An 863-nucleotide genomic window follows, 5' to 3' on the forward strand; every position below is an offset into this window, starting at 1 on the left:
GCCACTTTGGCCGTGTACTCCCAGCTGGCGTTGCTGGCGTAGCCCGCCAGATCGGTGATCTCCCACGTCGTGCCACCCGGGGCCACCGTGGCGGTGCCAATCAAGGTGCCGCCCACGTACACATTGACCACCTCGCCCGCACCCAAAGGCGCGCTCAAGAAGCCCGAGACCAAGCGGCCCGCAGACGTGTCGTTCGTCAGCCAGTTGCTGTTGATGGTGGACGTGGTCGTGACACCGCTGTCCTTGGTCATGCTGCTGAAGCTGACCACTTGCGCGGGTGGCAAGGTGTCGTACAGCACGCTGACCTGGTTGTTGGCCTCGTACACCTCGGGCGCTGTGGCCGGGTTGGTGTACGTGTCCAGGTTGTTGTTGAGCGCCGCATCGCTGAACTTGCCCGCCAGCACGCCAATCGTGGCCGTGCCGGTGCTGGTGGCTGCGGGCGTGAAGGTGGCGGTGTAGACCAGCGGGTTGGCGGTTTGCGTGAGTGCGCCCAGCGTGCCGCCGGTGACCACGATGTCGCCGCTTTGGGTCGTGTTGTTCCACGCAAAGTTGCTGCTGGCCTCGCTCAGCGTGAAGGTGATCACCTCGCTGCCACCGGCGCCCAAGGTGGCGTTGGTGGTGCTGGTGCGGGTAACTGCCACCGTGATCGCCGTGGTGTCCAGCGTGGCGCTGTCGCTCACCGTCTGCGTGCCCAGGTTGCCCGCCAAGTCGGTCAGCTTGGCCGTCACGGTCTGCGTGGCCCCTTCTGCAGGCTTGGTAAAGCTGGCCAGCACAAAGCCGCTGGCCACGTCTGCGGCGGTCAAGGTGATGGGGGTTGTGGTCGTGCCGTCGCTCACGGTGATGACCATGCCCGGCTTGGCCAG

At 65.8% G+C, this 863-nt stretch carries 1 protein-coding gene; it reads right to left on the reverse strand.

Going from position 1 to position 863, the window contains the following annotated elements:
* The coding region (locus B9Z49_RS21940) for an Ig-like domain-containing protein (RefSeq protein WP_158273573.1) at positions 1–863 on the reverse strand (863 nt) is incomplete at both ends.

This window comes from Limnohabitans sp. 2KL-51, assembly GCF_003063645.1.
In the GTDB taxonomy this organism is placed as follows: Bacteria; Pseudomonadota; Gammaproteobacteria; order Burkholderiales; family Burkholderiaceae_C; genus Limnohabitans_A.